Raw genomic sequence first — 25529 nt, 5'->3', positions numbered from 1 at the left:
GCACACTATTATTTTTTACTATGCGATCGGTAAGTGATAATTAAAAAGCCTTTATATAAAGGCTTTTTAATTGACTCTCTTATAAATAAATTTCCGGAGGATACGGAGTATCATCAGCAATTGGGGAATAAAACACTTCTCCAACAAAGAAACCGTTTGGCGCTTGCCCGATATCAATGGTAATTGAATCCAACATCACTTGCGGATATGCCCAAATAAACTGCTTCATCAGTCCTAGTGGATCATTGTTCTGCATATCGCCAAAAATTCGCTGCCAGATGTGTACTTGATACGCTTTGCTAGCGTCAAATCCATAGAGATGTGCAATAGATGGATCAGGAACAAATCCCGATAAATAAGCAACTTTATCAATTGGATAATGAAGATCTTGAGTCGGTATCTCTGCCACAGCCTGATGTGCCAACTCTAATTTTGCCTCTAAAAGCCAATCATAGGCTTCAGTCATCATGTAATCAAAATGAGGATAAGCATAATGTTCGCGTGGATAGTTAATGTCCGTCGCAAGAGTCTCTATTGGTGTTCGAATCGTGGGAAAGAAAATTAATGGACAGACTAGAGCACTTGGATACTTTGCTTTTATCACAGCACGGATGTCCTTACATGTCTGACCCAACTTATTTCTTAACCACGTTTTAAACTCATGATACGGCGTACCTGTTTTATGCACAGCATCATAAATTGTTCCTAAGTCTGGTGCGTATAATCCAGTATCAGCATTAAAAGCGAGTTTGGTGGGGAAATCATAAATACAAGGTAGATCTGTGCCTTGGTTATACCACCACCACGGCTCACCAATTTGCATATTTACCTCACACCCACCTATTGCCATCATATCTGCAAACTCGATAAATGCTTTATGTAGATAGGCTAGTGCATTTTGATCACATGGACTAAAAAAATAACTCGGGGGTTCATAACCCGTACGACCTAGATTGCTATTCCAATCTCGCTGCGCCCAAAACTCATTTGCACCTAATGAGTACATTTCAAAACTCACACCAAATACTGGCTGCATATCTGCATCATGTAGTGCTTGTGCAAAATGCTCATGCCATATCCGCGTACATGGATTCACCACATCTTCAAATGTCATAAGCGTATCTGGAATTTGCCACTTATTCAGATCACTTCTCCAAATTAACTCTGGATATTTAGACATACCACAATAATGATTCATAAAGCCGTGATAGCCCAAAGCTTTCATATTATCAACAAGCCGCTGAGGGTTTAGATCGTAGTGGTCATCATAACTGGTACAGATACCATAATGATGCGGTGGTACAGATACTCGATTTAAAGTCAGCTTTGCATTTGGCCCTGTGGTGATAGAGTTGAATATGCGGATATAACCATCTTCAGCTTGAGCCAGTGGAAGTGTTGAATGTCCATTATATGTGGTTGTATAAGCAGAAAAGGAAATCCGCTGAATATTGGTGACCGGGAAATGGTCTGTGGCTGAGAAACCTGCTCTTACTGTGTCCCAATTGATCTGAATATGTGCTGATCGAGCCGTGGGTTGGTTGGCATAATTAAACAAAACAATATAAGCCACCTTATCTTCACCATGATCATGGTAATGGACCGTCAAAGTAGGTGTAAGTGTTTCATGATTAAGAGTTGGCATTGAAGCAGATAATTCAATATCAAAACCCCAAATCACCCCTGAGTAATCGTACTTAGTCTCGTATGCGAGAAATGTATGGTCTTTAGCATCATGAGAATCCCAGACAATACCTGCTAGATCAGTCGTGGTGCGAGATCGAAATAGTGCTTCAAAGCCATTCTGATAATTGGTGATCGCAAAAGACATGGTTTGTGGGCCATCAATCCGCCAGTATTTAGGGTGAAAACGATCAATCAATGAAGTTTCAATAATGAGATTAGAATCTTGTTGGTGTTCAAATTGTTTTTTCATGTCATATTTCTCAAGTGTTATATTTCATTAGTTTTTCATATTAGACAATAATAAATTTCAATCAACTTCAAGCTCGTTAGAATGCGTACAATTTCACTTTTCACATTTATTACATTAATTTTCTGCTATCCTATAATAACGATATGTTTATACTTTTTTAAACTTAGAGGAAGAAACAATGCTGCGATGGTTTGAGAAATTAGTCGACCCATATCCAAGCAAAGACTTAAACAAACCATTACCCACCACTTTCTTTGCATTTGTCTGGAAAGCGACGCAAGGCATTCGTCCTTATTTATTCTTACTGGTCGCTTGTACAGCCGCAGCAGCCTGTTTTGAAGCATTGTTCTTTTCTTATATCGGTAAATTGGTCGATTGGCTGAGCAACAGTCAACCCAATACATTTTTTGCGACCAATCAGCAAAACCTGACCATTCTAATCAGTATATTATTTGCCAATATTTTCTTTGTCAGCATTCAAGCTATTATTAAGCATCAAGTTTTATTTAGTAATTTTCCAATGCGTATGCGTTGGCGCTTTCATAATTTATTGTTGCAACAAAGCTTGGATTTTTTCCACACTGACTTTGCAGGACGTCTTTCAGCCAAAGTAATGCAAACAGCGTTAGCTGTACGCGAGTTTTGGATGATTCTTGGCGATATGCTGGTTTATGTGGTTATTTATTTTATTACCATCAGTATTGTACTTGGTTCGATCTCTCCGATCCTAATCGTTCCCTTAATTATATGGTTAGTGTTGTTTATTGCGATTGCCAGTTATTTTATTCCACGTTTAGGCAAAGTATCTCAAGCGCAAGCAGATGCACGATCTATCATGACAGGGCGTATCACAGATGCGTACACCAATATTCAAACCGTAAAACTATTTGCACATGCAGGTCGTGAAAGCCAGTATGCCAAAGAATCCATGAAAGAATTCATGGAGACTGTTTATAAGCAAATGCGTTTAGGTGTGAAATACCAAATTAGTATTCGCCTGCTGAGTGCTTTTCTTTTTATTGGTGTTATTGGAACTTCTGTTTGGTTATGGACTCAAGGTCAAGCTGCGATCGGTGTAATAGCCGCAACAACTGCCATGGTATTGAAGCTTGATAGCCTAGCTGAATTTATCATGTGGCATATCACCATGCTCTTTGAAAATGTCGGTACCATTCAAGATGGTATGAAGACTTTAGGTAAACCGATTCAAATCCAAGACAAACAAGATGCGACTGAATTAAAAGTTCAACAAGGTGAGATTCGTTTTGAAAATGTGAGTTTTGCTTATAATCAGAAAAATGTGATTGATCAATTTAATTTGACTATTAAACCTGGCGAGAAAATCGGTATTGTGGGGCGTTCTGGCGCTGGTAAGTCAACGTTAATTCAACTACTACTGCATTTTTACCAAATTAATCAAGGTCGTATTTTGATTGATGGGCAAGATATTCAAAACGTTACTCAAGATAGTTTACGTGCCAATATCGCATTAGTGACTCAAGATACCTCACTTTTGCATCGTACTGTGGCAGAGAATATTAAATACGGTCGTCCAAATGCGAGTGAAGCTGAAATTCAACAAGCTGTGAGCAAAGCTCGTGCTGAAGAGTTCATCCCTCAACTGAGTGACCAAAAAGGTCGTGTCGGATTTGATGCCTATGTCGGCGAACGTGGTGTAAAACTTTCAGGTGGTCAACGTCAGCGTATCGCTATTTCACGTGTTTTTCTTAAAGATGCCCCTATTCTCATCCTTGATGAAGCCACCAGCGCGCTTGATTCTGAAGTAGAAGCCGCGATCCAATCTAGTTTAAATGACTTGATGGTTGGCAAAACGGTCATTGCAATTGCGCACCGTTTATCTACTATTGCACAAATGGACCGCCTCATTGTGCTTGATCAAGGCAGAATTGCTGAGCAAGGCACACATGAAGAACTGATAGCGAATGATGGTTTGTATGCTCAACTTTGGAAACGCCAAACAGGCGGCTTTTTAGTTGAACAAAGAGTGACTCAGGACACCGAATAATGTTGTATTTAGAAGATTTAAATATTGGTGATCGTTTCATCAGTCGTGAATATGAAATAACCCTTGAGGAAGTTAAACAATTTGCAGGTCAATTTGACCCTCAGCCTTTCCATTTAGATGCAGAGGCGGCAGCACAGCACCCTATCTTTCAAGGTTTAGCTGCTAGTGGATGGCATACTTCTGCTGTGGTGATGCGCTTATGGACTGAGTGTTTCCCAATCGCAGGCGGGTTATTGGGTACTGAATCTAGTCTACGCTGGCCCCGTCCCACCCGTGTTGGTGACAAAATCCATGTCGATGTTGAAATTACCGCCATTGTGCCCTCTAAAACTAAACTTGATCGTGGTATCGTTAGCTATGTCACACAAGCTTTGAACCAACACGGCGATGTGCTATTAATATCTACAACCAAAATTATGGTCTTTAGAAAACCAACTTGATTTTTGAGGATTAGGTGACTCTCTTGTCCAACAATTTTTATGATTCATTCTTTTATTTCATGCAAAGATGTTTGAAAAGTACTTGTAAAGATCGATGAGCCGCCACGGATAGCACATGAAAACGACCTCAACTCGACAAGATCAAGGAATACCAGGCGTCTATGGCTTATTGTTATTAGATGTTGTTTCACGCTGGGGATACAGCGATGAAACTTTATTTGCTCCGTTTCACTTAACGAGCGAACAACTGGCTGATCCAAACTATCGAATTCCAACGCCGATTGCCAATGAATTGGTAAAGCATGCTTTACGCCTCACAGGTGAAAGTACACTTGGCTTTCATTTAGGTACGCAAATGCGTATCTCGATTCATGGCTTTATTGGTTATGCAATTATGACCGCCCATGACATCACTGATGCGATTGCACTTGCGAGCCGTTTTATTCAATTACGTTTGCCTTTTCTCCAACTTTATTTTTCTACTTTTGGCCCTAAAGCAACGTTACAACTACAATGTGACATTCAAGTTGAGCCTTTGCGAACTGAGATTATTCTAGGGCTAACCATTGGTATTATGACCATGGCTAAAGCTTTGACTGGAATCGAGGACTTAAGTGGTGAAGTTGATTTAGATTTCCCCGAACCAGATGGGTTTGATAAGTATCGTGACAAATTGACCAGTACGGTTCGCTTTAATCAGCCACATTTGATATCAAGTTTTGATAAAAAATATCTAGGCTTGAAAATGGTCAATGCAGATCCTATCGCCAGCCAAATTGCGATTAACCAGTGTGAAACTGAGTTATCTGCTTTGGGTGAACGTCGCCGTTTAGCGATGCGTGTCCGTGATATTCTCACTAACTCTGAACAACATTATCTGAGTATTGAAAACGTGGCTGATCGTTTACATATGTCAGATCGCACATTGAAACGTCAGCTTGCAGCGGAAGGAACATCATTTTCAACCTTGGTGGATGAAGTACGCTATCGTCATGCAACCTCCCTACTTTCACGAACAGACTATAGTCTAGAACAAATTGCTGATGAATTGGGTTATTCTGATGTTGCAAATTTTAGCCGTGCTTTTAAACGCTGGAGTGGTCGTAGTCCAAGTAACTGGCGTAAAGATCCATATTTGTAATATCGGGGTTGATTGATAAAACTTTTGTTTTTAATCAAAAACCTGTATAAAACGAAATAAAAATGATGCGATGGATTATTAAGGAGTTGTCATGAATCATCCAGTAGATTTGAAGTATGCGCGTACACATGAGTGGGTAAGAATTGAAGGCGACTTAGTTGTGACAGGGATTACTGACCATGCACAAGATGAGTTAGGTGATTTAGTCTATGTGGAAACACCTGAACTTGATAGCCAAGTCACTGCAACAGAACAAGCGGGTATTGTTGAGTCTGTAAAAACAGCTTCAGATATTCATGCACCTGTTTCAGGCACAGTTGTTGAAGTAAATACTGATCTTGAAGATGATCCTGATTTTGTCAATGAAGATCCATACGGCAAAGGTTGGATCTATAAGATCAAACCAGACAATATGGCTGATGTTGAAAAACTTCTATCAAATGAAGAATACGAATCAGGTCTATAAGCCTTTATATAGACTGATCTATCAAAAAGCCTAGTTTAAATTAAACTAGGCTTTTTCATTAGAATTCAAAATCAATTGAAATTGCGCCTACTTCTAAGCACAATTTTTTAAGGCAAGATTTCTTCACTTTGCGACTGTAAATGGGTAGAAAATACCGTTTCATTGGCAAAACTGCTTAATATTCGCTGCTTTTTATAAGGGAATTTCTCTGAATCCCCACCTTTGTAACTTTATATTTCATATATTCCAGCTATATATCACTCCTTGAATACCATATTTTGATCATCTAAGCGTCTTTTTTGTAAATTTCCAAAATTATTTACTTATTTATTTATAGATAAAGCTAAATTTTTATCCAAAATCACTCGTTATTTTAAATTAAAAGCCTAATATTCAACCACCTATATTGATTTACACAAAGAATACAAATAACATACACGTATATTACAGTGTTTCAAAAAACAATCGTGCTTGAATCTGTCACCTTATCAATCTTATTAGAATAGTAAATCATTTTTGGGCTATTCAGATGGGATTGTACCGTTATGGATATATAAGGATGAGCATCCATTATGAATTTCTCTAATCCCACTGTTGTTGTGTTCGTGGTATATATTATTGCCATGTTGGGTATAGGTTTATACGCCTATTTTTCTACCAAAAGTCTTGATGATTATATTCTTGGAGGACGAAGTTTAGGTAGTTTTGTCACCGCTTTATCGGCGGGTGCATCGGACATGAGTGGCTGGCTACTCATGGGTTTACCCGGCGCAATTTATCTGGCTGGACTATCTGAATCATGGATCGCGATCGGTTTGATTATTGGTGCGTGGCTCAACTGGTACCTCGTTGCAGGACGGTTACGTGTACATACCGAAGTGCAGAATAATGCCCTCACCCTACCTGATTATTTTACAGGTCGTTTTGATGATCAGAAAAAAATCTTACGCGTAACATCCGCATTGATTATTTTGGTCTTCTTCGCGATTTATTGTGCTTCTGGCATGGTCGCTGGTGCACGTTTGTTTGAAACATTATTCGAATTACCGTATGGCACAGCCTTGATGTTAGGCGCGTTTGCAACAATTGGTTATGTTTGTATTGGTGGGTTTTTGGCAATTAGTTGGACCGACACCTTCCAAGCAGGCTTGATGATTTTTGCATTGCTACTACTCCCGATCATCACCTATCTCTCGTTGGATGCAGGCGCTGCTCAATTTACTGCTTTAGTTGAAACTGCACGTCCTCATGCTTATGATTTTGCTTCGAATTTAAGCTTAGTCGCGATACTTTCAGCAGCTGCTTGGGGCTTGGGCTATTTCGGGCAACCACATATCCTCGTTCGCTTTATGGCGGTCGACTCAGTTAAATCAATCCCTGCTGCTCGTCGTATCGGTATGACATGGATGATTTTATGTTTAGCGGGTGCAGTTGGTTCAGGTTTTGTTGGTATCGCATATTTTCAACAACATCCAGAACTTGCAGCAGCAGTAACTGCAAACCCTGAAACTGTGTTCATGGAACTGACCAAGATCTTATTCAATCCTTGGGTGGTTGGTATCGTCCTTGCCGCAATTTTATCTGCGGTAATGAGTACATTGAGTTGCCAATTATTGGTCTGCTCAAGTGCATTGACAGAGGATTTGTACAAAGGCTTGATCCGTAAAAATGCTTCGCAAAAAGAATTGATTTGGATTGGTCGTGCAATGGTATTTGCTGTCGCTATGCTTGCACTGCTTTTGGCACAAAACCCAGAAAGTAAAGTCCTCGGCTTAGTTGCTTATGCTTGGGCGGGCTTTGGTGCTGCATTTGGTCCACTGATTATTCTTTCATTGTTCTGGAAACGTATGACCTTGAACGGTGCGTTGACAGGTATGATCGTCGGCGCTGTGACGGTTATCGTTTGGAAAAACTTCTTTGGCGATACAGGCATCTATGAAATTATCCCTGGCTTCCTTTTCGCATTGATCAGTATCGTTGTGGTGAGCTTACTTGGTAAGGCACCAAACTCAAATGTAACAAGTCGCTTTGAACAAGCTGATGAGATTTACGCAAGAGAAATGAAATAATCATTTTAGATAAAATTTAAGGGGCTTAAGAGCCCCTTTTTTTGATTTAAAATTTACTTCTGGATTTGATTTTTATTTTAGAACTGTCCTTAATGACCTGCATCACAGGATAACTTCGCGTTTCTTTTACACCGGGTAATTGCCATAGAATCTGACCCGCGATACGTCTAAACTCTTCCATTCCAGCACTACGCAACTTGATTAAAAAATCAAAGCCGCCACTGACCATGTGACATTCGACGATTTCTTGATATTGCGTGACTGCGTCAATAAAATCCTCCAATACATTTGGCGTAGTTTTATCTAGCAGCACTTCAACAAAAACCAAAAAACTTGCATTGAGCTTATTGGGATTAAGCTTTGCCTCATAACCCAAGATAAATTCATCTTTCGTCAATTTCTGCACACGCGCCATCACGGCCGTTGGTGACAGATTCACTAACTCAGCTAATTTACTATTCGAAATCCTCCCATCTGTTTGAAGAATATCCAGAATTTTCAAATCAGTACGATCCAATGTATAAATAGGGCTATCCAACTGAGTTTTCCTCTAAAAAATGGGTCAATTATAGTGAGTTATTCGGGTTTTATTCTGTAATTATAAATTATCTAAACCTCTGTACTCAATAGAGTATTGTTATCGGAATTTAGCAATGAATAAATTGGATACCCACGCACAAATGGACACGGCTCACGACAAAGGTGGTTATATCACCGAATTTAAAGAAAAAAGTGAGTTTGAGCAAAGTATTAATACTGCTTGGCGACGTGCAGAACCTGAATCAGTAGCAGAACTTGCTGAAGCGGCAAATATCTCTCCTGATCTCGATCAAAAAATTTATGAACTGGCTTTCAACCTTGCGCATAATTTACGTGAACGTAAAAGCTCGGCTGGTAAAGCAGGTATTGTTCAAGGTTTACTACAAGAATTTTCACTTTCTTCTCAAGAAGGTGTTGCGCTCATGTGTTTGGCAGAAGCATTGCTTCGTATTCCAGATACAGCAACCCGTGATTTGTTGATCCGTGACAAAATCAACCAAGGCAACTGGAAAGAGCATCTCGGTCAAAGTAACCTGATGTTTGTAAATGCTGCTGCTTGGGGTTTGATGTTAACGGGTAAGTTAATGGAAACGCCGAAACAAACCAGTTTATCTAGCGTGTTAACAGGACTTCTAGCCCGTAGTGGACGTGGCATCATCCGTAAAGCGGTTGACGTTGCCATGCGTATGATGGGCGAACAGTTTGTCACTGGTGAAACTATTGAAGAAGCGCTTGAACATGCTAAGCCACTAGAACACAAAGGTTTCCGCTACTCGTACGATATGCTTGGTGAAGCAGCACTGACTGATCATGATGCTGAACGCTATTATGATGATTACACTCAAGCAATTCATGCGATTGGTAAAGCATCCAATGGTCGTGGTGTTTATGAAGGTCCGGGTATCTCGATCAAGCTTTCTGCACTACACCCTCGTTACCAACGTGCGCAAATCGACCGTGTTCACCATGAACTTTACAACAAAGTATTTGAACTTGCTTGTCTAGCAAAACACTACGACATCGGTTTAAACATCGATGCCGAAGAATCTGAACGCTTGGAAATCTCACTCGAATTGCTTGAGCGTTTATGTTTTGAACCAAAACTTGCCGACTGGAAAGGTATTGGTTTCGTGATTCAGGCTTATCAAAAACGTTGTTTCTACGTGGTTGATTATATTGTTGATCTTGCAAAACGCAGTAACAAACGTTTAATGATTCGTTTGGTGAAAGGTGCATATTGGGATAGCGAAATCAAGAAAGCGCAAATTGATGGGATGACTGATTATCCAGTGTTTACCCGTAAAGTTCACACGGATTTGTCATACATCGCTTGTGCGAAAAAATTACTGGCTGCACCTGAGCAAGTGTATCCTCAGTTTGCAACACACAATGCACAGTCACTTGCAACGATCTACACGCTTGCAGACCCAAGCAAATATTATCCGGGTCAGTATGAGTTCCAATGCTTACACGGTATGGGTGAGCCATTGTATGAGCAAGTGGTTGGTTCAAAAGCAGACAATAAACTGGGTATCCCATGTCGTGTTTACGCACCAGTAGGTAACCATGAAACATTATTGGCTTATCTAGTACGTCGTTTATTGGAAAATGGTGCAAACACATCATTCGTAAACCGTATTGCAGACAAAACTTTAAAAGTTGAAGACCTCATTCAGTCTCCAATCAAAGATATCCAAACTGCGGCAAAAGAAGAAGGTCAGTTAGGTTTAAAACACCCTGCGATCCCACTTCCACACGATTTATATCCATTACGTCCAAACTCGAATGGTTTTGATTTAAACAACGATCAACCATTAGTAGATTTAGATGCAACGGCACAAAAACTACGTCATCACGTTTGGAAAAGTGCACCACTACTTGGGTTTGAATCGACTGTTCACGACATTGGTAATTCGATTGCAATTACAAACCCTGCACAAAACAGTGAAGTTGTGGGTCATGTCAATGAAGCGACGAGTGCTGACGTACAGCTTGCTTTAGAAGCTGCCATACAAGCACAAAAAAGTTGGTCTGTAACAGATAAAGTAGAACGTGCTGCATGCTTAAAACGTGCTGCTGATTTGATGGAAGCACGTATCCAAGAGCTTATGGTTCTGCTTTGCCGTGAAAGTGGCAAGACCTATGCCAATGCGATTGCCGAAGTTCGTGAAGCTGTAGATTTCTTGCGTTACTATGCTACTCAAATTGAAAACTTACCTGTAAATGCGCAAGTAAAACCATTGGGTACGGTACTGTGTATCAGCCCTTGGAACTTCCCGCTTGCGATTTTCTCTGGTCAAATTGCGGCAGCATTGGTCAGCGGTAACTGTGTGATTGCAAAACCTGCGGAACAAACCCCTCTCATCGCAGCTCAAGCCGTACAAATTTTATGGGAAGCTGGCGTACCACACGGTGTCGTTCAACTTCTTCCAGGCCGTGGTGAAACAGTTGGTGCACAACTCAGCCAAGATGATCGCATTCAAGGCATCATGTTCACTGGCTCGACTGAAGTTGCAAAAATCTTGCAAAAGACTGTCGCTAAACGTTTATCAGCAAATGGGCAACCAATTCCGTTAATCGCGGAAACGGGTGGTCAAAATGCGATGATCGTAGATTCTTCTGCACTTACTGAGCAAGTTGTTTTAGATGTTGTAAGCTCTGCATTTGACAGTGCGGGTCAACGCTGTTCTGCACTTCGTATCTTATGTGTACAAGAAGATAGTGCTGCAACCGTCATCCAAATGCTGAAAGGTGCAATGAAACAGTTGATCGTCGGTCATCCTGCTATCTTGAAAACTGACATTGGTCCTGTGATTGATCAAGAAGCAAAGCAAACAATTGATACTCATATCCAAAAGATGAAATCTAAGGGCTACCCTGTTCATCAATTGATGTTTAATGATGCTGCTAGTCAACAAGCACTTGCTCAAGGTACGTTTGTTCCGCCTACAGCGATTGAATTACCGAACCTCGATGATTTAGAGCGTGAAGTCTTTGGTCCTGTATTGCATATCATCACTTATAAATATGGTGAACTTGAGCAATTAATTGATCGTATCAATGCAAAAGGCTACGGCTTAACCATGGGTCTGCACACACGTATTGATGAAACAATTAATACCGTGATCCAACGTGCTGAAGTGGGTAACTTATACATCAACCGTAACATCGTTGGTGCTGTCGTAGGCGTGCAACCATTTGGTGGTGAAGGTCTATCAGGTACAGGTCCAAAAGCTGGTGGTCCTCTTTATATGTACCGCCTGATGGAGCATTGTTCTGAGAAAGTTTTGGCAACGCCATTTGCAATGAAAGCTGAAATCTCAAATTTTGATGCAGTATCAAATGTTGCTTACCAAAACTTGTTGTCTTGGGCGAATCAAAATATGCCTCAAGCCATTACAACAATTCCTGCATTTGGTGTGGGTAAGTTCTACGAATTGCAAGGCCCTACAGGTGAGAGCAATCAATACATTATCTTACCTCGTCATCGTGTTCTTTCAATCGCAGATGATGAACGTGCTCAGTTACAACAGCTTCTCGCAATTTTTGCGGTAGGTAGTTCAGCAGCAGTGTTGAAAGACAACGTATTCTGGGCTAAGCACCAAGCTTCTCTACCAAAAGAAGTGTTAGCCGCAATTAAAGTCATTGCACGTGTTGAAACAGATCACTTTGATGCCGTATTGCATCAAGGTTCAGTTGATCAACTACAAACCTTACAACATAAAATTGCGAACCGTTCTGGAGCAATCGTAGGTATCACTCATCTTCAAGTAGATGAACAGATTCCTCTAGAACGCCTCGTCATCGAACGTGCCATTAGCGTAAATACTGCGGCAGCAGGCGGTAATGCAAGTTTGATGACTTTATCTGAAGACTAGTTTTAGTCCTCAATCTCCTAGCCCGAATCATGTTTACATGGTTCGGGTTTTTTATTATTTTGCTAGACTTAAATCCATTCATAAAAATGAGAAATTTTAGATGCAATTCTTTCCAGCAGATCAATATCAACAACGCTGCCAACAACTTTTTGAAAAATATAAAGTCCAAATATTGCAACTTACACCTTACGCAATCGTCGAGCATATTGGTTCATCTGCAATCCCTCATACAATTTCTAAAGGTGATTTAGACATTTATGTTGAAGTTCCAGCAAAATATTTCTTAGATACAATTAACCAGCTTCAGAGACTCAACTTTAGAGAAAAGCTTGATACGTTACGCACCCATGATCTTTGTATGTTGGAGTCATTAGACGATGATGTCGCGCTTCAGATTGTAACGAATGGATCGGAATTCCAAAATTTTCTAGTTTTCAGAGATAGATTAAGAGAATCATCTCATCTGGTTCAGGAATATAATCAACTAAAGCAGCAATGTATCGGTTTATCACAAGACCAATACCGCGAGATAAAAGCCAACTTCATCCAACAAGTACTTAATCAAAATAATTAAAAGTAAACCACTGATTGTTAGAATTCCCCTGCACCTCGCACAGCTTTTTTGATACCATTCACAGTTAAATTTGTTTTGTATTTTTGCTTGTTATGACCGTATCTTATCAACAGCAACTTCAAGAGAAAGTTGAACGAATCACCACACAATTTGCTTCGTTCAATCCACCTGCTTTAGAAGTGTTTCAATCACCTGAACAACATTTTCGTATGCGCGCCGAGTTTCGCCTTTGGCATACAGAAGACGATTTGTTCTATGCCATGTTTGAACGTGCTGAAGACGGTAAACAAAAAGACGTGATTCGTGTCGATGATTTTCCGATTGCGGATCGTAGTATTAATGAATTAATGCCACAATTACTACAAGAATTAAAAGCAACCCCAATTTTATCTCAACGTATTTTTGAAGCTGACTTTCTCTCAACATTGAGTGGAGAAATGTTGGTTACACTGATTTATCATCGTAAATTAGATGCGGATTGGGAAGTTGCTGCGAAAGTTTTAGCTGAAAAGCTCAATATTAAAATTATGGGTCGTAGTCGCGGTCAAAAAGTCATTATTGGTGATGACTATGTCGTTGAGCAACTCAAGGTACATGGACGAACGTTTAAATACAAACAAATTGAAAGTAGCTTTACTCAACCAAATGCTCAAGTTTGCCAGCGTATGCTTGAGTGGGCATGTAACGCTGCGGAAGGCGCTCAAAAAGACCTTTTAGAACTGTACTGTGGCAACGGCAACTTCACCCTACCACTTTCTTTGAAGTTTAATCGTGTCCTCGCAACAGAGCTTGCCAAGTCTTCTGTTTATGCAGCGCAATGGAATATCGAACAAAACCATATTAAAAATATTCAAGTCGCACGTTTATCTGCTGAAGAATTCACCCAAGCCTATCACGGCGAACGTGAATTTAGACGTTTACAAGAAGCGAATATTGATATTCAAAGCTATGATTTTGATACCGTTTTCGTTGACCCACCACGTGCAGGGATTGATTATGAAACCCTAAAATTACTACAAGGTTTTGAACGTATTATTTATATCTCATGTAACCCCGATACCTTACATGACAATTTAAAAACCTTGGCTCAAACACATCAAATAACCAAGTTTGCGATGTTCGATCAATTCCCTTTTACTCACCATGTTGAGTCAGGTGTTTTACTCGAAAAAATTTAAACAAATTATGTCTATGTAACACTACAAAATAAGGAGTTTAATAACTCCTTATTTTTTAATTGAATTTAAAAACAAAATATGGTTTTCTATAAAGATCAAGTCATTAAGCTGTCATAATTTCGTTGATCTCATCCATATCCATCGGAAAAATTTGAGTCTAACTGCTGCTTTTATCACTGCTTTAGGCTTGTATTTTATTTTAGATTGGTTATATTTCGAGCTATGTTAGTTTCGATAAGAAAGGCTCTATGAGTTTTTGGGAAAAACTGTTCTCTGCTGAACAACAGTATAATGAACACAAAAATCAAACCGCTTGCGTCGAGAATGATTGTTCACGTAAATCGGATGAACAACTACTCAATGCTTTAGTAAAAGCCACTGATGAAGATGTTGTTAAAGGCATCAAAAAAGTGCTCATTTCTCGAGGTTATACGCGTAAAGAACTTCTTGAAATGATCAATCCCCCAATTCAATAAAAGTCTCACCCTAGTCTCTTTACAGAAAAGAGACTAGGGATTTATTTACATGCAGTACGATCAATTTCCGCTACAATCGGTCCCAAATTAAACGCTTTATCATGCTGTTTGGTTGATACTAAATATAGACTGGAAATTGAACCATCCAAATACAAAGCATGATCTATTTTTAATTGTTGTTTAAAAAATTGCGCAAATTGATAAAAACTAACTCGCTGCCGAGAAATCACAAAATACAACTGATTATTTTTAACGCCGACACCATTTCTTATCTTTAAAGAATTAGAATCGACTAAAAATTTGCGATTGATTTCTCCATTATAAATCAACATTGGCCCTGATTGTGTTGCATACAAAGCTTTAAATCGTTGTTGTTTATAGTCTTGTGTGGTTTTGATTATGGCTTGCTGATGATTCCAAGCCAACACACCATTCGGTTGCATAAAGAAATTACCAACCCCATTCGCTTGATTGAGCTTAGAAAGCTGTTGCCCTTGTTCTACATAAAGCCCCACTGGCTGAAAATCAGCGTGGTACATCCCTGCATTCATTGCAAAGTTAAGTTGTGCGCATTTGGGCAACTCATGTTGAATATTTGAAAACTTCTGATAATAACGATTCGTTTGAGGATTTTTTAAATAAAGCTCAAGCTGACTGAGATCCTTTACCTTGATTACATCATAAGTCACATGATCCGTATCGATCGTTTGATGCTGCATTGCATGTGCCATGGGCACAACGAAAATGAGCAGTCCTATCAAAAGTCTTTTTCCCATCTAAATTCCGCGTATGATTATCAATCAAAGTTTATATTTATAGCACTGCTTATCGCGTTCAAAAAGTGAATACAGCCTCGACACATATTCTGCTACATCTGTGCATAAATATACTCGATTGCTCCACCTTTTTTGATTAGAATAGTTGCGTAAATGCAAAAGCCTCGTATCAGTATGCAGCAAAAACATCCACATTACCCACTCGGTGCGCATCTCATTGTTAAACACTTTGGGTACAGTCATCATGGGATTTATGCAGGTCGTGGGCGAGTCATTCATTATTCAGGTTTTGCCCATATTTTTAAAAAGCATCCAATCGAAATGACCTCATTACAACGTTTCGCACGGAATAAAGTCATTTATATACGAAACTACCCTGCCCCCCGCTATAAAGCCAAAGCTGTGGTACGTCGGATGCGCTCACGCATGCATGAAAATCACTATCACTTAATTATTAACAACTGTGAACATTTATGTACATGGGCTATCACAGGCATTGAATCAAGCACGCAAGTTGAACGAATGCAACGTCGTCTTGCGACTATTGGTTATGTCAGCTCGATGATGAGCTATATGAATAGCCTGATGCTCACAGTCGCAACAGCCTGTTTTGCAATCGTGCTCTACATCAAAATGATGCTGCGTCGACAAGCAAAAAAATCAACACCTGCTTATTTATTGTTAAAAGAAAAACAGTCAAAGAAATAATTAGACGTGCAAGCAGCATATCTACATAAAAAACTCACGATGGTTGCATCGTGAGTTTTTTAACATCTTGAATAATTAAAAATATTACTTCGCAGCAGTCGCTTCAGTGGTAATATTTACAGTGATCTTATCACCAACATTTGGTACATAACTTCCGATACCAAAAGCAGAACGATCAAATGAAGTTGTTGCATTGAAACCAATCGCTGGAACTTTTGCCATTGGATGCTCACCTTGTTTGTTCAACACTGCATCTAACACAACAGGTTTAGTTACACCTTTCACGGTCAAATCACCTGTGATTTTAAAATGCTTCTTATCTTTTGTTTCCACTTTAGTACTTTTGAAAGTAATGTTTGGATATTTTGCAGCATTAAACCAAGCTTCTTCTTGAAACTCTTTATCAAGCGCAACAACATTTGAATTTACGCTACTTACAGGAATGGTCACATTTACTGATGAATTTGCTGGTTTTGCTTCATCTACTTTAATAACACCTTGAATGTCAGTAAAGTTAGCGCTTGGTGTAGAAAAACCAAAGTGATTCCAACTAAATACTGTTGCGGTATGCGTAGGATCAATTTTATAGTCAACAACTTTTGCTTGAGCCAATGTTGAACCTAGCACCAAACATACACCGAATGATAAAGCCTTTAAGTTTTTCATGTATTCCTCAATTCATTTTTAAATTTAGTAAATTGTATTAGAAAACGACAACAATAGAGTGTGAGGATTTATGACACAGTGTTTTGTTTTTGCAACGAAGAGCCTTAATAAAATAACGCGATTACTTAGAACGCATCTTAATGACAACTAGATTAAATTTAGTCTGTACAAAACTTATCAATTTTTAACCTTAGTTTTTAAAAAACAATGTTATAAAAATTAATCAACTTTAAAAAAATTTATATTTTCATTTAGAGGAAGTGGCATGAATTTACAAAAAATATTTGATCAATTAAACATAACGCAAGCACAACCTGCTATCAGCATTTTTGTTCCAACCCACCGAACCTTTCCTGACAATCAACAAGACGCGATTGCTTTAAAGAATGCAATGAAAGAGTTGGAGACACGATTATCTGAAAATCATGACAAACGTGAAGCGCAAACACTGGTTCAACAAATCGAGCAAAAACTTGCCGATCACAATCATAACTACAACTTGGATACTTTGGCTATTTTCGCGACCGCTGAAGATACACAAATTCTAAATTTCCCTTTTAAAGTTAAGCCAAGAGTTATCATTGATCAGCATTTTTCAACACGAGATATTCTTCGTGAACTAAATAATGCTGTGCACTATTATTTAGTGGTTGTTTCAAGAAACCAAGGACGTTTATTGGAAGTCTTCAACGACCAATTAGTACGAGAGCTTAATCAAGAAGATGAATTACAAGGTTTAAATTTTCCAATTGAAAACACGCATCTTTATACAACCAACTCTGATGACCGCTCAAATGCGATAAAAGAGGAAAATTATATAAAAGAGTTTTTAAACCGTGTCGATAAAAGTGTCCAAGAAGTTTATAAGCAAAATCCTTTGCCTATTCTTGTCTTCGGTGACGAACGGATCGTCTCTTTCTATCAACAAGTTTGTGATAATCCAAGTGCCATCTTTGCAACTGTGACCAATAGTACCAATTTAGAATCCGAAGCTCGCCTATTGATTGATGATGCTCAGGATAAAGTTAATTTATATCGAACAAAGCTTCAACAAGCATCACAAGCTGAAATAAGTCAGGCGAAAAGTCAAAATCTATTAATAGAAGATCTCTCCTCGATTTATCGTGCCGCCAAAGAAGGTCGTGTTGATCAGATCTTTATCCGTAAGGGTTACATTCAACCAGCAACAATTGATGAGGAAACCTCAAATGTTGAACTTAATTCTGATACCACCAATACTGATGATATTGTAGATGATGTTTTATCTATTGTGATTCAACATGGTGGTAAAGCTAACTTCCTAAGTGGCGAATTTTTAGATGAGAATATCAATTTATTAGCCAAAGTCCGCTATTGATTTAATGAGCTAAAAATAAGAGCATTGTTGCTCTTATTTTTTTTCAAGCTAGAATTTATTAACGCAGCTAAAAATCATCAAGTAGATAACAAGGTAAAGTATGACTCACTCCGTTCAAGCCCAAAGCACCGCAACGCCCTACCGTGTCACGCTCACAGATTCCTCTGGTCATCACTGGTATGCAGATGAACCCGCAGATCAAGGTGGTCAAGATTCTGCACCAAACCCAATTCAAATCTTACTTTCCGCTTTAGGCGCTTGTACAACCATTACCTTAGAGATGTATGCAAAACATAAAAGTATTGTGCTTACTCACGTTCAAGTCGACTTGGCTTTAAATCCAAATGGCAAACCTGAAGCAGGTCAAAATAATATTGAACGAAAAATCGTATTAACAGGTGAATTTACCGAAGACCAGCATAAACGTTTATTAAAAGTTGCAGAAAGCTGCCCTGTTCACAAGCTATTAACTTCTAATATTGCGATTCAGACGGAATTAAATATAGAATAAGTACACTTACTAAATTTCAATTGATCCCCTATACCACTCCAATGAACCACTCATAGAAATATCAATTGCTGGATTTACAATTTCTATGAGCTCGTTGGGAACGAATGAATATAAAACTTTTCCATCAAAATCAATCCAAAATTCTGGTGGTGGTGTATCACAGCTATCTATAAATCCATTTGTTTCTTTCTCACCAAGGCTTGAACCGTACCGGGTTTGTCGGAGACTCAATATTCTGAGAGACTATTCCGATGAAAAAACCAACCTATACCCCCGAAATTAGAGAAAGAGCGGTTCAATTACTAATTGAATCTGAAAAAGATTATCCTTCTACTTGGGCTGCAATCACTGCTATTGCTCCCAAGATAGGTTGTACCCCTGAAACACTGCGTGTTTGGCATCAAAAATATTTGGATCAACAAAATCCAGTTAAAGTACAGCATCTTTCAGATCAAGAACGTATAAAACAACTGGAACGTGAAAATAAAGAACTGCAACGCGCTAACGAAATTCTACGTAAAGCAGCCGCTTTTTTCGCCCAGGCGGAGCTCGACCGCCTACACAAATAATGGTGGATTTCATCCATAACAATAAAGACCTATATGGTGTTGAGGCAATCTGTAAAATTTTACCGATTGCACCATCGACCTATTACCGACAGCTGGATCTGACCGAGAACCCAGAAAAGCGCTCAAAACGCGATTTACATGACGTGCATCATGCTGAACAAATTAAACGAATTTGGAAAGAAAGTTCGGGTCGATATGGTGTACGTAAAGTCTGGCAACAATTGAAACGTGAAGGCTATATTGTTGCACGCTGTACGGTTGCTCGATTGATGCAAAATCTAGGCATACAAGGTGTTTGGCGTGGTAAGAATAAACAAACTACTCGTAGCCGAGATGATCAAAAACGTGCACCTGACTTGGTGAAACGCAATTTTACTGCTGATCATCCTGACCAACTGTGGGTCGCTGACTTCACGTATATTCGAACCAATTCAGGCTGGGTGTATACCGCCTTTATTATTGATGTGTTCTCACGAGCCATTGTTGGATGGAAAGTATCTACACGAATGAATACAGATATGGTGCTCGATGCATTGGAGCAAGCATTGCATGATCGAGGCATGCCAAAGAGCGTGATCCATCATTCCGATAGAGGTGTGCAATATCTTTCCATCCGCTATACCAATCGTTTAGAAGCAGCAAATTTACGAGCATCAGTCGGTACGACTGGTGATTCATACGATAATGCTTTGGCTGAAACGGTGAATGGCTTATACAAAACAGAGGTGATTGAATATTTAAAAGCAGATTGGCAAGGTTTAGCAGATGTACAACTTGCGACACTAAACTGGGTAGATTGGTTCAATAAAAAGCGTGTACACAGTGCACTGGGTTATGTGTCGCCTTTTGAGTTTGAAGCAATGTACTATGATAAGATTAACCCGTTAGGTCAGGTGGCTTAACTTAAATAAAAAAGTCTCCGACAAACCCGGTACGGTTCACCTGTCAAACATTGTCGAGTGCACATCAAATAACAATATTTTTCCTTTTAAATTTACCAAATTCTGTGCTTGACCATATTTAAGCCGAGCTTGAATAGCCCCATCAAAATAGGACTGTATTTTACAGTCATAATTATCAATATTTTGATTATCATTTTTAATTTCTGAACTTTCTCGCAATACTCGATATAAGAAATCATATTCCGCATATCGCCAAAATCTTTTCTTATTATCCAAGCTTTCAAAATATACATGCTTGATATTATTTAATATTTTATTAAAATAACGAATATTAAAATCTTCACTCATCCTTACCCTCTCATTTTTAATTCTCAATATAAAACCACTGATCAGCAATATAATTATCTACCTCATCTTCTGGATCGATATAGCGAACCTTTATTCCTCGTTCACACATACTCTTAGGAATTTGCAAATTCCAACTAGTAGCCAAACTTAGCTCCTCTGCTAGAATATACCGCAAATCATAAAACTCCGCGGATAAAGTATGAGCATTAAAATACTCTTCATCTAGATACAAACAAATTTCACTAGAAAACATTTGTGGTTGTTCAATTCGACATACCACCTTACAGAATTTCAGCCCATGTGGTTTTGCTTCAATTAAATATTGACATGCATTAATAAGATATTGAGCACATTCTGCCTTGATTGATTGTTGTACATGGTTACCCTCAACCATATTTAAAGGAACAGGTATTTTCCAATTATAATACCGATCATCATATTCAGTTAAATCAGGAAAATAGTTTTTAAAACTTTCACTCCAATCTCTAAGATTTCTTAATTTTCTTGGAATTCCTCGTTCTTTCTTATTCGATAAAGTAAATCTTCTCACTTCTTTTCTGATTCCAGTTCAAAAAGACCAAAAAAAGCGTTCCAAATGGAACGCTTTTTAATACCACTTAAATTATTAAGCAGTCAGTTCTTTAACCGCAGCAATAACCGCTTCAGTGGTAATACCAAAGAATTGGAACAAGTCTTTTGCTGGAGCAGATTCACCATAAGTGGTCATACCGATCACTTTGCCGTCTAAGCCAACAAATTTCCACCAGTAGTCGACATGAGTCGCTTCAACAGCAACACGAGCGCGGATATGCGCAGGTAATACCGCTTCACGGTAAGCAGCATCTTGCTTCATAAACTCTTCAGCACACGGCATAGAAACGACACGTACACCTTCAAGTTGTGCATAAGCTTCCATTGCCAATGAAACTTCAGAACCCGTTGCGATGATGATTGCCTTTAACTCACCTTTTTCTTCAGCAAGCACATAACCACCTTTAGCAGCGTTTTGAATTTGAGCTTCATTACGCGCTTGGAATGGTAAGTTTTGACGAGAGAAAATTAACGCTGTCGGACCATCTTTACGCTCAAGCGCAGATTTCCAAGAAATCGCTGCTTCAACGGTGTCACATGGACGCCAAGTATTTAAGTTTGGTGTACCACGCAAAGATGCAATTTGCTCTACAGGTTGATGTGTAGGACCATCTTCACCTAAACCAATTGAGTCATGCGTATATACATGAATCACACGTTGTTTCATCAATGCAGACATACGTACTGCATTACGTGCATATTCCATGAACATCAAGAATGTAGCAACGTAAGGAACAAAGCCACCGTGTAAAGCCACACCATTCGCGATGGCAGTCATACCAAACTCACGTACACCATAGTACACATAGTTACCCGCTGGGTTTTCTTGTACGCCTTGGCAACCTTTCCAAAGTGTTAAGTTTGAACCAGCTAAGTCAGCAGAACCACCTAATAATTCAGGAAGTAATGGACCGAATGCTTGTAAAGTGTTTTGGCTTGCTTTACGTGTTGCAATGGTTTCTGCTTTAGCATTAGTTTCAGCAATAAATGCATCTGCTTGTGCAGCAAATTCAGCAGGTAAATCACCATTCATACGACGTAATAACTCAGCCGCTTCAGTCGGATATTTTGCTTGGTATTGGGCAAATAATTCGTTCCAAGCTGATTCAGAGCTTTGACCTTTGGCTTTTGCATCCCAAGCTGCATACACATCTTCTGGGATTACAAATGCGTCTTCTTTCCAGCCTAAAGCTTCACGCGTTAAAACGATTTCGTCTTTACCAAGTGGCGCACCGTGGCAATCTTCTTTGCCTTGTTTATTTGGTGAACCTAGACCAATAATCGTTTTACAAATAATAATCGTTGGTTTATTTGTTTCAGCTTTTGCGTCAATCGTCGCTTGACGAATCGCAGCAGCATCATGACCGTCTACACGAAGTACTTGCCAGCCATATGCATTAAAACGCTGTTCTGTGTCATCACTGAACCAACCTTCAACTTCACCATCAATCGAGATACCGTTGTCATCATAGTAAACAACAAGTTTGCCTAAACCTAAAGTACCAGCAAGTGAACATACTTCATGGGAAATACCTTCCATCAAGCAACCATCACCAAGGAAACAATAAGTGAAGTGATCAACAACATTTAAATCGTCTTTGTTGAACTGTGCAGCTAATGTTCTTTCCGCTAAGGCAAATCCAACAGCGTTCGCAATACCCTGACCTAATGGACCAGTTGTTGTTTCGATTCCAGGTGCATAACCCAATTCTGGATGGCCTGGTGTTTTAGAATGTAATTGACGGAATTGTTTTAAATCTTCAATCGATAATTCATAACCAGTCAAATGCAACAAAGCATATTGCAACATAGAGCCATGGCCATTTGACAATACAAAGCGGTCGCGGTTCGCCCATTGTGGGTTTGTTGGATTATGATTCAAAAATTCACGCCAAACTACATCAGCGATATCTGCCATCCCCATTGGAGCACCAGGATGCCCTGAGTTTGCTTGTTGCACAGCATCCATAGCCAAGACACGAATTGCATTTGCAATACGACGTTCATTTAAAGGGGTTGTCATAAGTCAGAATCCGATTAAATCAATTAGATGAGAGAAGATGAGAAATCACCTTTCAAAAGATGTGACTATTGTCTTAAAAAAACGACATGGGGTAAAGCCTAATACACGATATTTCTTATTTTTCATTCGTTCATCTCGCATTATAAGTACAAATGTTCATGCCTTAAGCAGAAAATAAAACCATCATCTTCAAAATGGAAGAATAGTCCAACTGAAATTCTAGAGCGAAGGAGCTCGTATATTAGTTTTGTTGATACACATATCAATAAAAACACGGTGAAAATGAAATAAATTCATGCTTTTTAGTCAGCTTGTGCTAGTCCTATAAGCTAAGTCGATGTAACATACTCTGTCTTTTTGAAAATACCAGTGATAGGACGTTCATGCGCGAGTATGCTGTTTTTACTTCAGAATCTGTAAGCGAAGGTCATCCAGACAAAATGGCTGACCAAATTAGTGATGCGATTTTAGATGCAATCATCAAAGAAGACCCGTATGCGCGTGTCGCTTGTGAAACATTAGTAAAAACAGGTGTCGTTGTTCTTGCTGGTGAAATCACAACGACAGCCAATGTCGACTTTGAAGCGATTGTACGTCAAACCGTAAATAGTATTGGCTATCATCACTCTGATTTAGGTTTTGATGGATCAACTTGTGCGGTCATCAATATGATCGGCAAGCAATCACCTGAAATTGCGCAAGGTGTTGACCGCCAAAAACCAGAAGATCAAGGTGCAGGCGACCAAGGTTTAATGTTTGGTTACGCCAGCCGTGAAACTGATGTGCTTATGCCTGCCCCTATTTCTTATGCGCACCGCTTAATGGAACGCCAAGCTGAGTTACGTCGCTCAGGTGCTTTGCCTTGGTTACGTCCAGATGCAAAAAGCCAAGTAACGTTTGCCTATGAAAATGGCATGCCAGTTCGCTTAGATGCAGTTGTATTATCGACCCAACATGATCCTGAGATTTCTCAAATTCAACTCAAAGAAGCTGTAATTGAAGAAATCGTCAAACCGATCATTCCTGCTGAAATGTTCCATGCAGGTACTAAATTCCACATCAATCCAACAGGTATGTTTGTGATTGGCGGTCCAGTCGGTGACTGTGGTTTGACAGGTCGTAAAATTATCGTAGATACATACGGCGGTATGGCTCGTCACGGCGGTGGTGCTTTCTCGGGTAAAGATCCATCTAAAGTGGACCGTTCTGCTGCTTATGCAGGTCGTTATGTCGCTAAAAATATTGTTGCTGCAGGTTTAGCAGACAAATGTGAAATTCAAGTCAGCTACGCAATTGGTGTTGCTGAGCCAACTTCAATTTCGATCAATACATTTAACACAGCCAAAGTATCCGAAGAGTTGATTATTCAACTTGTTCGTGAACACTTTGACCTACGCCCATATGGCATTACACGTATGTTGAATTTGATTCAACCGATGTACAAGCAGACTGCAGCTTACGGACACTTTGGTCGCGAAGGTTCGGATACTGCATTTACTTGGGAAAAAACAGATAAGGTTGAGATCTTGAAGGATGCTGCTGGATTATAATCCCTCCGCTACAATCCGATCTCATACCCAAAGCTCACAGTGACAACACTGTGAGCTTTTTTAATTCCACAGCAAATTTCTATCTATTTTTTAGGATTTACACTCTCGTGCTTAAATATTTCAAACAATGAATTTTTTTGCATTGCTTGATCTTCATGATGTTGCTGTAAATAAATATGTACAACTTTGACGATCACCACAACCACAAAACAAGCTGCAACGCACAACATCCATAAACCATAAGGGCTGCGAATATGTTGAGAGCCACAATAAGGGCACGATTTATCTGTTGATGCAACAACCTTGTCGCAACATGCACAATGATATTGAGATAACATCATTCACTCCTCCATTTATTCTTTTTTATTTTCTTAGCACAACGATCAAACCGTCATACTTTTATCCTATGAGAAAAAAAATCAGAATACAATCTTGTTTTCGAACCAATACTTTAAAAGTAACACAACTTTATGACAGCTTAATGCATTTCTAAGAACACCCCAGTCACGTCAATAACACGCTAATTACGAACTTTTTATATAATTTGTTAGAATAGTGTTTTAACAATCTCAGAAATATCATCATGACCCAATTGATTAATAAAGGTGGATTTCGTGAACGAGCCAACCGTAGCCGCAAATATAAAAACTCAGAAAATGAGATAACGATACTCCCGCCGAGCGAATATCAACCACCAAATAAAGAGAAAGATAAGCAAACCCAAGTTGACCAAAAACCTGATCAGACATCTGAACAAGATGCATAAAAAAACACGCTTTAAAGAAGCGTGTTTTTTAATTCATT

The 25529-nt window shown here is 39.2% G+C and carries 23 protein-coding genes, 1 pseudogene and 1 other annotated feature; of the genes and pseudogenes, 15 read left to right on the top strand and 9 right to left on the bottom strand.

Features of this window, described 5'->3' with window-relative positions; translation table 11 throughout:
• Nucleotides 1-79 precede the first annotated feature (79 nt).
• Nucleotides 80-1936 (bottom strand): non-contractile tail sheath protein, encoded by a 1857-nt coding sequence (locus F991_RS09475; RefSeq protein ID WP_004670829.1) that lies wholly within the window; start codon nt 1934-1936, stop codon nt 80-82.
• A 178-nt stretch (nt 1937-2114) separates the two neighbouring features.
• On the opposite strand from F991_RS09475, the gene F991_RS09470 reads away from it, so the two are divergent.
• The 5 genes from F991_RS09470 (at nt 2115) to putP (ending at nt 8078) form a co-directional block, all read left to right on the top strand.
• Nucleotides 2115-3962: an ABC transporter ATP-binding protein gene (locus F991_RS09470; RefSeq protein ID WP_004670827.1), complete on the top strand. Its 1848-nt coding sequence runs from the start codon at nt 2115-2117 to the stop codon at nt 3960-3962.
• Nucleotides 3962-4402 carry a MaoC family dehydratase gene (locus F991_RS09465; protein WP_004670825.1) on the top strand — a complete coding sequence of 147 codons (441 nt, stop codon included), beginning with the start codon at nt 3962-3964 and terminating at the stop codon, nt 4400-4402. The genes F991_RS09470 and F991_RS09465 overlap by 1 nt, the downstream gene beginning before the upstream one ends.
• 115 nt (nt 4403-4517) lie before the next feature.
• Nucleotides 4518-5543, top strand: coding sequence for an AraC family transcriptional regulator (locus tag F991_RS09460; RefSeq protein WP_004670823.1), 1026 nt, complete (start codon nt 4518-4520; stop codon nt 5541-5543).
• A gap of 91 nt (nt 5544-5634) precedes the next feature.
• Complete coding sequence (gene gcvH / locus F991_RS09455) at nt 5635-6009, top strand: glycine cleavage system protein GcvH (protein ID WP_004670821.1); 375 nt, start codon at nt 5635-5637, stop codon at nt 6007-6009.
• Between the two features lie 572 nt (nt 6010-6581).
• Entirely contained in the window at nt 6582-8078 is a 1497-nt protein-coding gene (gene putP, locus F991_RS09450; protein WP_004670819.1) for a sodium/proline symporter PutP, read from the top strand.
• Nucleotides 8079-8124: 46 nt separating this feature from the next.
• Here the strand turns inward: putP and F991_RS09445 are convergent, their stop codons facing one another.
• Nucleotides 8125-8616 carry an AsnC family transcriptional regulator gene (locus tag F991_RS09445; protein WP_004670817.1) on the bottom strand — a complete coding sequence of 164 codons (492 nt, stop codon included), beginning with the start codon at nt 8614-8616 and terminating at the stop codon, nt 8125-8127.
• Between the two features lie 115 nt (nt 8617-8731).
• Here F991_RS09445 and putA point away from each other — a divergent pair, with 115 nt between their 5' ends.
• The 4 genes from putA (at nt 8732) to F991_RS09425 (ending at nt 14724) form a co-directional block, all read left to right on the top strand.
• Complete coding sequence (gene putA / locus F991_RS09440) at nt 8732-12496, top strand: trifunctional transcriptional regulator/proline dehydrogenase/L-glutamate gamma-semialdehyde dehydrogenase (RefSeq protein ID WP_004670815.1); 3765 nt, start codon at nt 8732-8734, stop codon at nt 12494-12496.
• Between the two features lie 100 nt (nt 12497-12596).
• Nucleotides 12597-13070 carry a GrpB family protein gene (locus tag F991_RS09435; protein ID WP_004670813.1) on the top strand — a complete coding sequence of 158 codons (474 nt, stop codon included), beginning with the start codon at nt 12597-12599 and terminating at the stop codon, nt 13068-13070.
• 92 nt (nt 13071-13162) lie between these two features.
• Nucleotides 13163-14248: a tRNA (uridine(54)-C5)-methyltransferase TrmA gene (gene trmA, locus F991_RS09430; RefSeq protein ID WP_004670811.1), complete on the top strand. Its 1086-nt coding sequence runs from the start codon at nt 13163-13165 to the stop codon at nt 14246-14248.
• Nucleotides 14249-14496: 248 nt separating this feature from the next.
• Nucleotides 14497-14724: a hypothetical protein gene (locus F991_RS09425; protein WP_004670810.1), complete on the top strand. Its 228-nt coding sequence runs from the start codon at nt 14497-14499 to the stop codon at nt 14722-14724.
• A gap of 41 nt (nt 14725-14765) precedes the next feature.
• Here F991_RS09425 and F991_RS09420 read toward each other — a convergent pair whose 3' ends face one another.
• Complete coding sequence (locus F991_RS09420; RefSeq protein ID WP_004670808.1) at nt 14766-15500, bottom strand: phosphodiester glycosidase family protein; 735 nt, start codon at nt 15498-15500, stop codon at nt 14766-14768.
• A 174-nt stretch (nt 15501-15674) separates the two neighbouring features.
• Between F991_RS09420 and F991_RS09415 the strand changes: the two genes are divergently transcribed.
• Nucleotides 15675-16208, top strand: a complete 534-nt coding sequence (locus F991_RS09415; protein ID WP_034595626.1) for a lecithin retinol acyltransferase family protein — start codon at nt 15675-15677, stop codon at nt 16206-16208.
• Between the two features lie 84 nt (nt 16209-16292).
• Here the strand turns inward: F991_RS09415 and F991_RS09410 are convergent, their stop codons facing one another.
• Nucleotides 16293-16874: a YceI family protein gene (locus tag F991_RS09410; protein ID WP_004670804.1), complete on the bottom strand. Its 582-nt coding sequence runs from the start codon at nt 16872-16874 to the stop codon at nt 16293-16295.
• A gap of 265 nt (nt 16875-17139) precedes the next feature.
• On the opposite strand from F991_RS09410, the gene F991_RS09405 reads away from it, so the two are divergent.
• Both F991_RS09405 and F991_RS09400 read left to right on the top strand, forming a co-directional pair.
• On the top strand, nt 17140-18231 hold the full coding sequence (locus F991_RS09405; RefSeq protein WP_004670803.1) for an AOC03_06830 family ribosome hibernation factor: 1092 nt from the start codon (nt 17140-17142) through the stop codon (nt 18229-18231).
• 100 nt (nt 18232-18331) lie between these two features.
• A complete protein-coding gene (locus F991_RS09400) occupies nt 18332-18742 on the top strand; it encodes an OsmC family protein (RefSeq protein WP_004670799.1) in 411 nt (136 codons plus the stop codon).
• A gap of 9 nt (nt 18743-18751) precedes the next feature.
• Here the strand turns inward: F991_RS09400 and F991_RS17840 are convergent.
• Nucleotides 18752-18940, bottom strand: a pseudogene (locus F991_RS17840) (hypothetical protein); the annotation flags it as partial.
• A 53-nt stretch (nt 18941-18993) separates the two neighbouring features.
• Between F991_RS17840 and F991_RS09390 the strand changes: the two are divergent.
• Nucleotides 18994-20213, top strand: a protein-coding gene (locus tag F991_RS09390; RefSeq protein WP_155757146.1) for an IS3 family transposase whose coding sequence is annotated in 2 segments (ribosomal slippage) — nt 18994-19270 and nt 19270-20213 — 1221 coding nt in all. Because the reading frame shifts where the segments join, the coding sequence is not laid out codon by codon here.
• Nucleotides 19269-19385 (top strand) — a sequence feature (AL1L pseudoknot). (Overlaps the previous gene by 117 nt.)
• Before the next feature lie 36 nt (nt 20214-20249).
• Here F991_RS09390 and F991_RS09385 read toward each other — a convergent pair.
• From F991_RS09385 to tkt, 3 genes are all read right to left on the bottom strand, one after another.
• A complete protein-coding gene (locus tag F991_RS09385) occupies nt 20250-20561 on the bottom strand; it encodes a hypothetical protein (RefSeq protein ID WP_004670793.1) in 312 nt (103 codons plus the stop codon).
• A gap of 16 nt (nt 20562-20577) precedes the next feature.
• Nucleotides 20578-21111 carry a DUF3916 domain-containing protein gene (locus F991_RS09380; protein ID WP_004670791.1) on the bottom strand — a complete coding sequence of 178 codons (534 nt, stop codon included), beginning with the start codon at nt 21109-21111 and terminating at the stop codon, nt 20578-20580.
• 75 nt (nt 21112-21186) lie between these two features.
• A complete protein-coding gene (gene tkt, locus F991_RS09375; protein WP_004670789.1) occupies nt 21187-23175 on the bottom strand; it encodes a transketolase in 1989 nt (662 codons plus the stop codon).
• A gap of 383 nt (nt 23176-23558) precedes the next feature.
• Between tkt and metK the strand changes: the two genes are divergently transcribed.
• Nucleotides 23559-24725, top strand: coding sequence for a methionine adenosyltransferase (gene metK, locus F991_RS09370; RefSeq protein WP_004670787.1), 1167 nt, complete (start codon nt 23559-23561; stop codon nt 24723-24725).
• An 83-nt stretch (nt 24726-24808) separates the two neighbouring features.
• Here metK and F991_RS09365 read toward each other — a convergent pair whose 3' ends face one another.
• The gene (locus F991_RS09365; protein WP_004670785.1) at nt 24809-25063 is read right to left on the bottom strand and encodes a hypothetical protein; all 255 of its coding nucleotides are present in this window, start codon (nt 25061-25063) and stop codon (nt 24809-24811) included.
• 245 nt (nt 25064-25308) lie between these two features.
• Between F991_RS09365 and F991_RS09360 the strand changes: the two genes are divergently transcribed.
• Nucleotides 25309-25491 carry a hypothetical protein gene (locus F991_RS09360; RefSeq protein WP_004670783.1) on the top strand — a complete coding sequence of 61 codons (183 nt, stop codon included), beginning with the start codon at nt 25309-25311 and terminating at the stop codon, nt 25489-25491.
• The last annotated feature ends 38 nt before the right edge of the window (nt 25492-25529 follow it).

Origin of the sequence: Acinetobacter sp. CIP-A165 (genome assembly GCF_000367985.1) — a bacterium.
In the GTDB taxonomy this organism is placed as follows: Bacteria; Pseudomonadota; Gammaproteobacteria; order Pseudomonadales; family Moraxellaceae; genus Acinetobacter.
This window is presented reverse-complemented; position numbering and strand designations above follow the sequence as displayed.

Bases quoted from the DNA above. Each gene is read 5' to 3' on its own strand.
- F991_RS09435 (WP_004670813.1), top strand. From the start codon at position 12,597: ATGCAATTCTTTCCAGCAGATCAATATCAACAACGCTGCCAACAACTT.
- F991_RS09360 (WP_004670783.1), top strand. From the start codon at position 25,309: ATGACCCAATTGATTAATAAAGGTGGATTTCGTGAACGAGCCAACCGT.
- F991_RS09415 (WP_034595626.1), top strand. From the start codon at position 15,675: ATGCAGCAAAAACATCCACATTACCCACTCGGTGCGCATCTCATTGTT.
- F991_RS09410 (WP_004670804.1), bottom strand. From the start codon at position 16,874: ATGAAAAACTTAAAGGCTTTATCATTCGGTGTATGTTTGGTGCTAGGT.
- F991_RS09420 (WP_004670808.1), bottom strand. From the start codon at position 15,500: ATGGGAAAAAGACTTTTGATAGGACTGCTCATTTTCGTTGTGCCCATG.
- tkt (WP_004670789.1), bottom strand. From the start codon at position 23,175: ATGACAACCCCTTTAAATGAACGTCGTATTGCAAATGCAATTCGTGTC.
- F991_RS09400 (WP_004670799.1), top strand. From the start codon at position 18,332: ATGACTCACTCCGTTCAAGCCCAAAGCACCGCAACGCCCTACCGTGTC.
- F991_RS09425 (WP_004670810.1), top strand. From the start codon at position 14,497: ATGAGTTTTTGGGAAAAACTGTTCTCTGCTGAACAACAGTATAATGAA.
- trmA (WP_004670811.1), top strand. From the start codon at position 13,163: ATGACCGTATCTTATCAACAGCAACTTCAAGAGAAAGTTGAACGAATC.
- F991_RS09365 (WP_004670785.1), bottom strand. From the start codon at position 25,063: ATGTTATCTCAATATCATTGTGCATGTTGCGACAAGGTTGTTGCATCA.
- F991_RS09460 (WP_004670823.1), top strand. From the start codon at position 4,518: ATGAAAACGACCTCAACTCGACAAGATCAAGGAATACCAGGCGTCTAT.
- F991_RS09470 (WP_004670827.1), top strand. From the start codon at position 2,115: ATGCTGCGATGGTTTGAGAAATTAGTCGACCCATATCCAAGCAAAGAC.
- putP (WP_004670819.1), top strand. From the start codon at position 6,582: ATGAATTTCTCTAATCCCACTGTTGTTGTGTTCGTGGTATATATTATT.
- F991_RS09465 (WP_004670825.1), top strand. From the start codon at position 3,962: ATGTTGTATTTAGAAGATTTAAATATTGGTGATCGTTTCATCAGTCGT.
- F991_RS09385 (WP_004670793.1), bottom strand. From the start codon at position 20,561: ATGAGTGAAGATTTTAATATTCGTTATTTTAATAAAATATTAAATAAT.
- putA (WP_004670815.1), top strand. From the start codon at position 8,732: ATGAATAAATTGGATACCCACGCACAAATGGACACGGCTCACGACAAA.
- F991_RS09475 (WP_004670829.1), bottom strand. From the start codon at position 1,936: ATGAAAAAACAATTTGAACACCAACAAGATTCTAATCTCATTATTGAA.
- metK (WP_004670787.1), top strand. From the start codon at position 23,559: ATGCGCGAGTATGCTGTTTTTACTTCAGAATCTGTAAGCGAAGGTCAT.
- gcvH (WP_004670821.1), top strand. From the start codon at position 5,635: ATGAATCATCCAGTAGATTTGAAGTATGCGCGTACACATGAGTGGGTA.
- F991_RS09405 (WP_004670803.1), top strand. From the start codon at position 17,140: ATGAATTTACAAAAAATATTTGATCAATTAAACATAACGCAAGCACAA.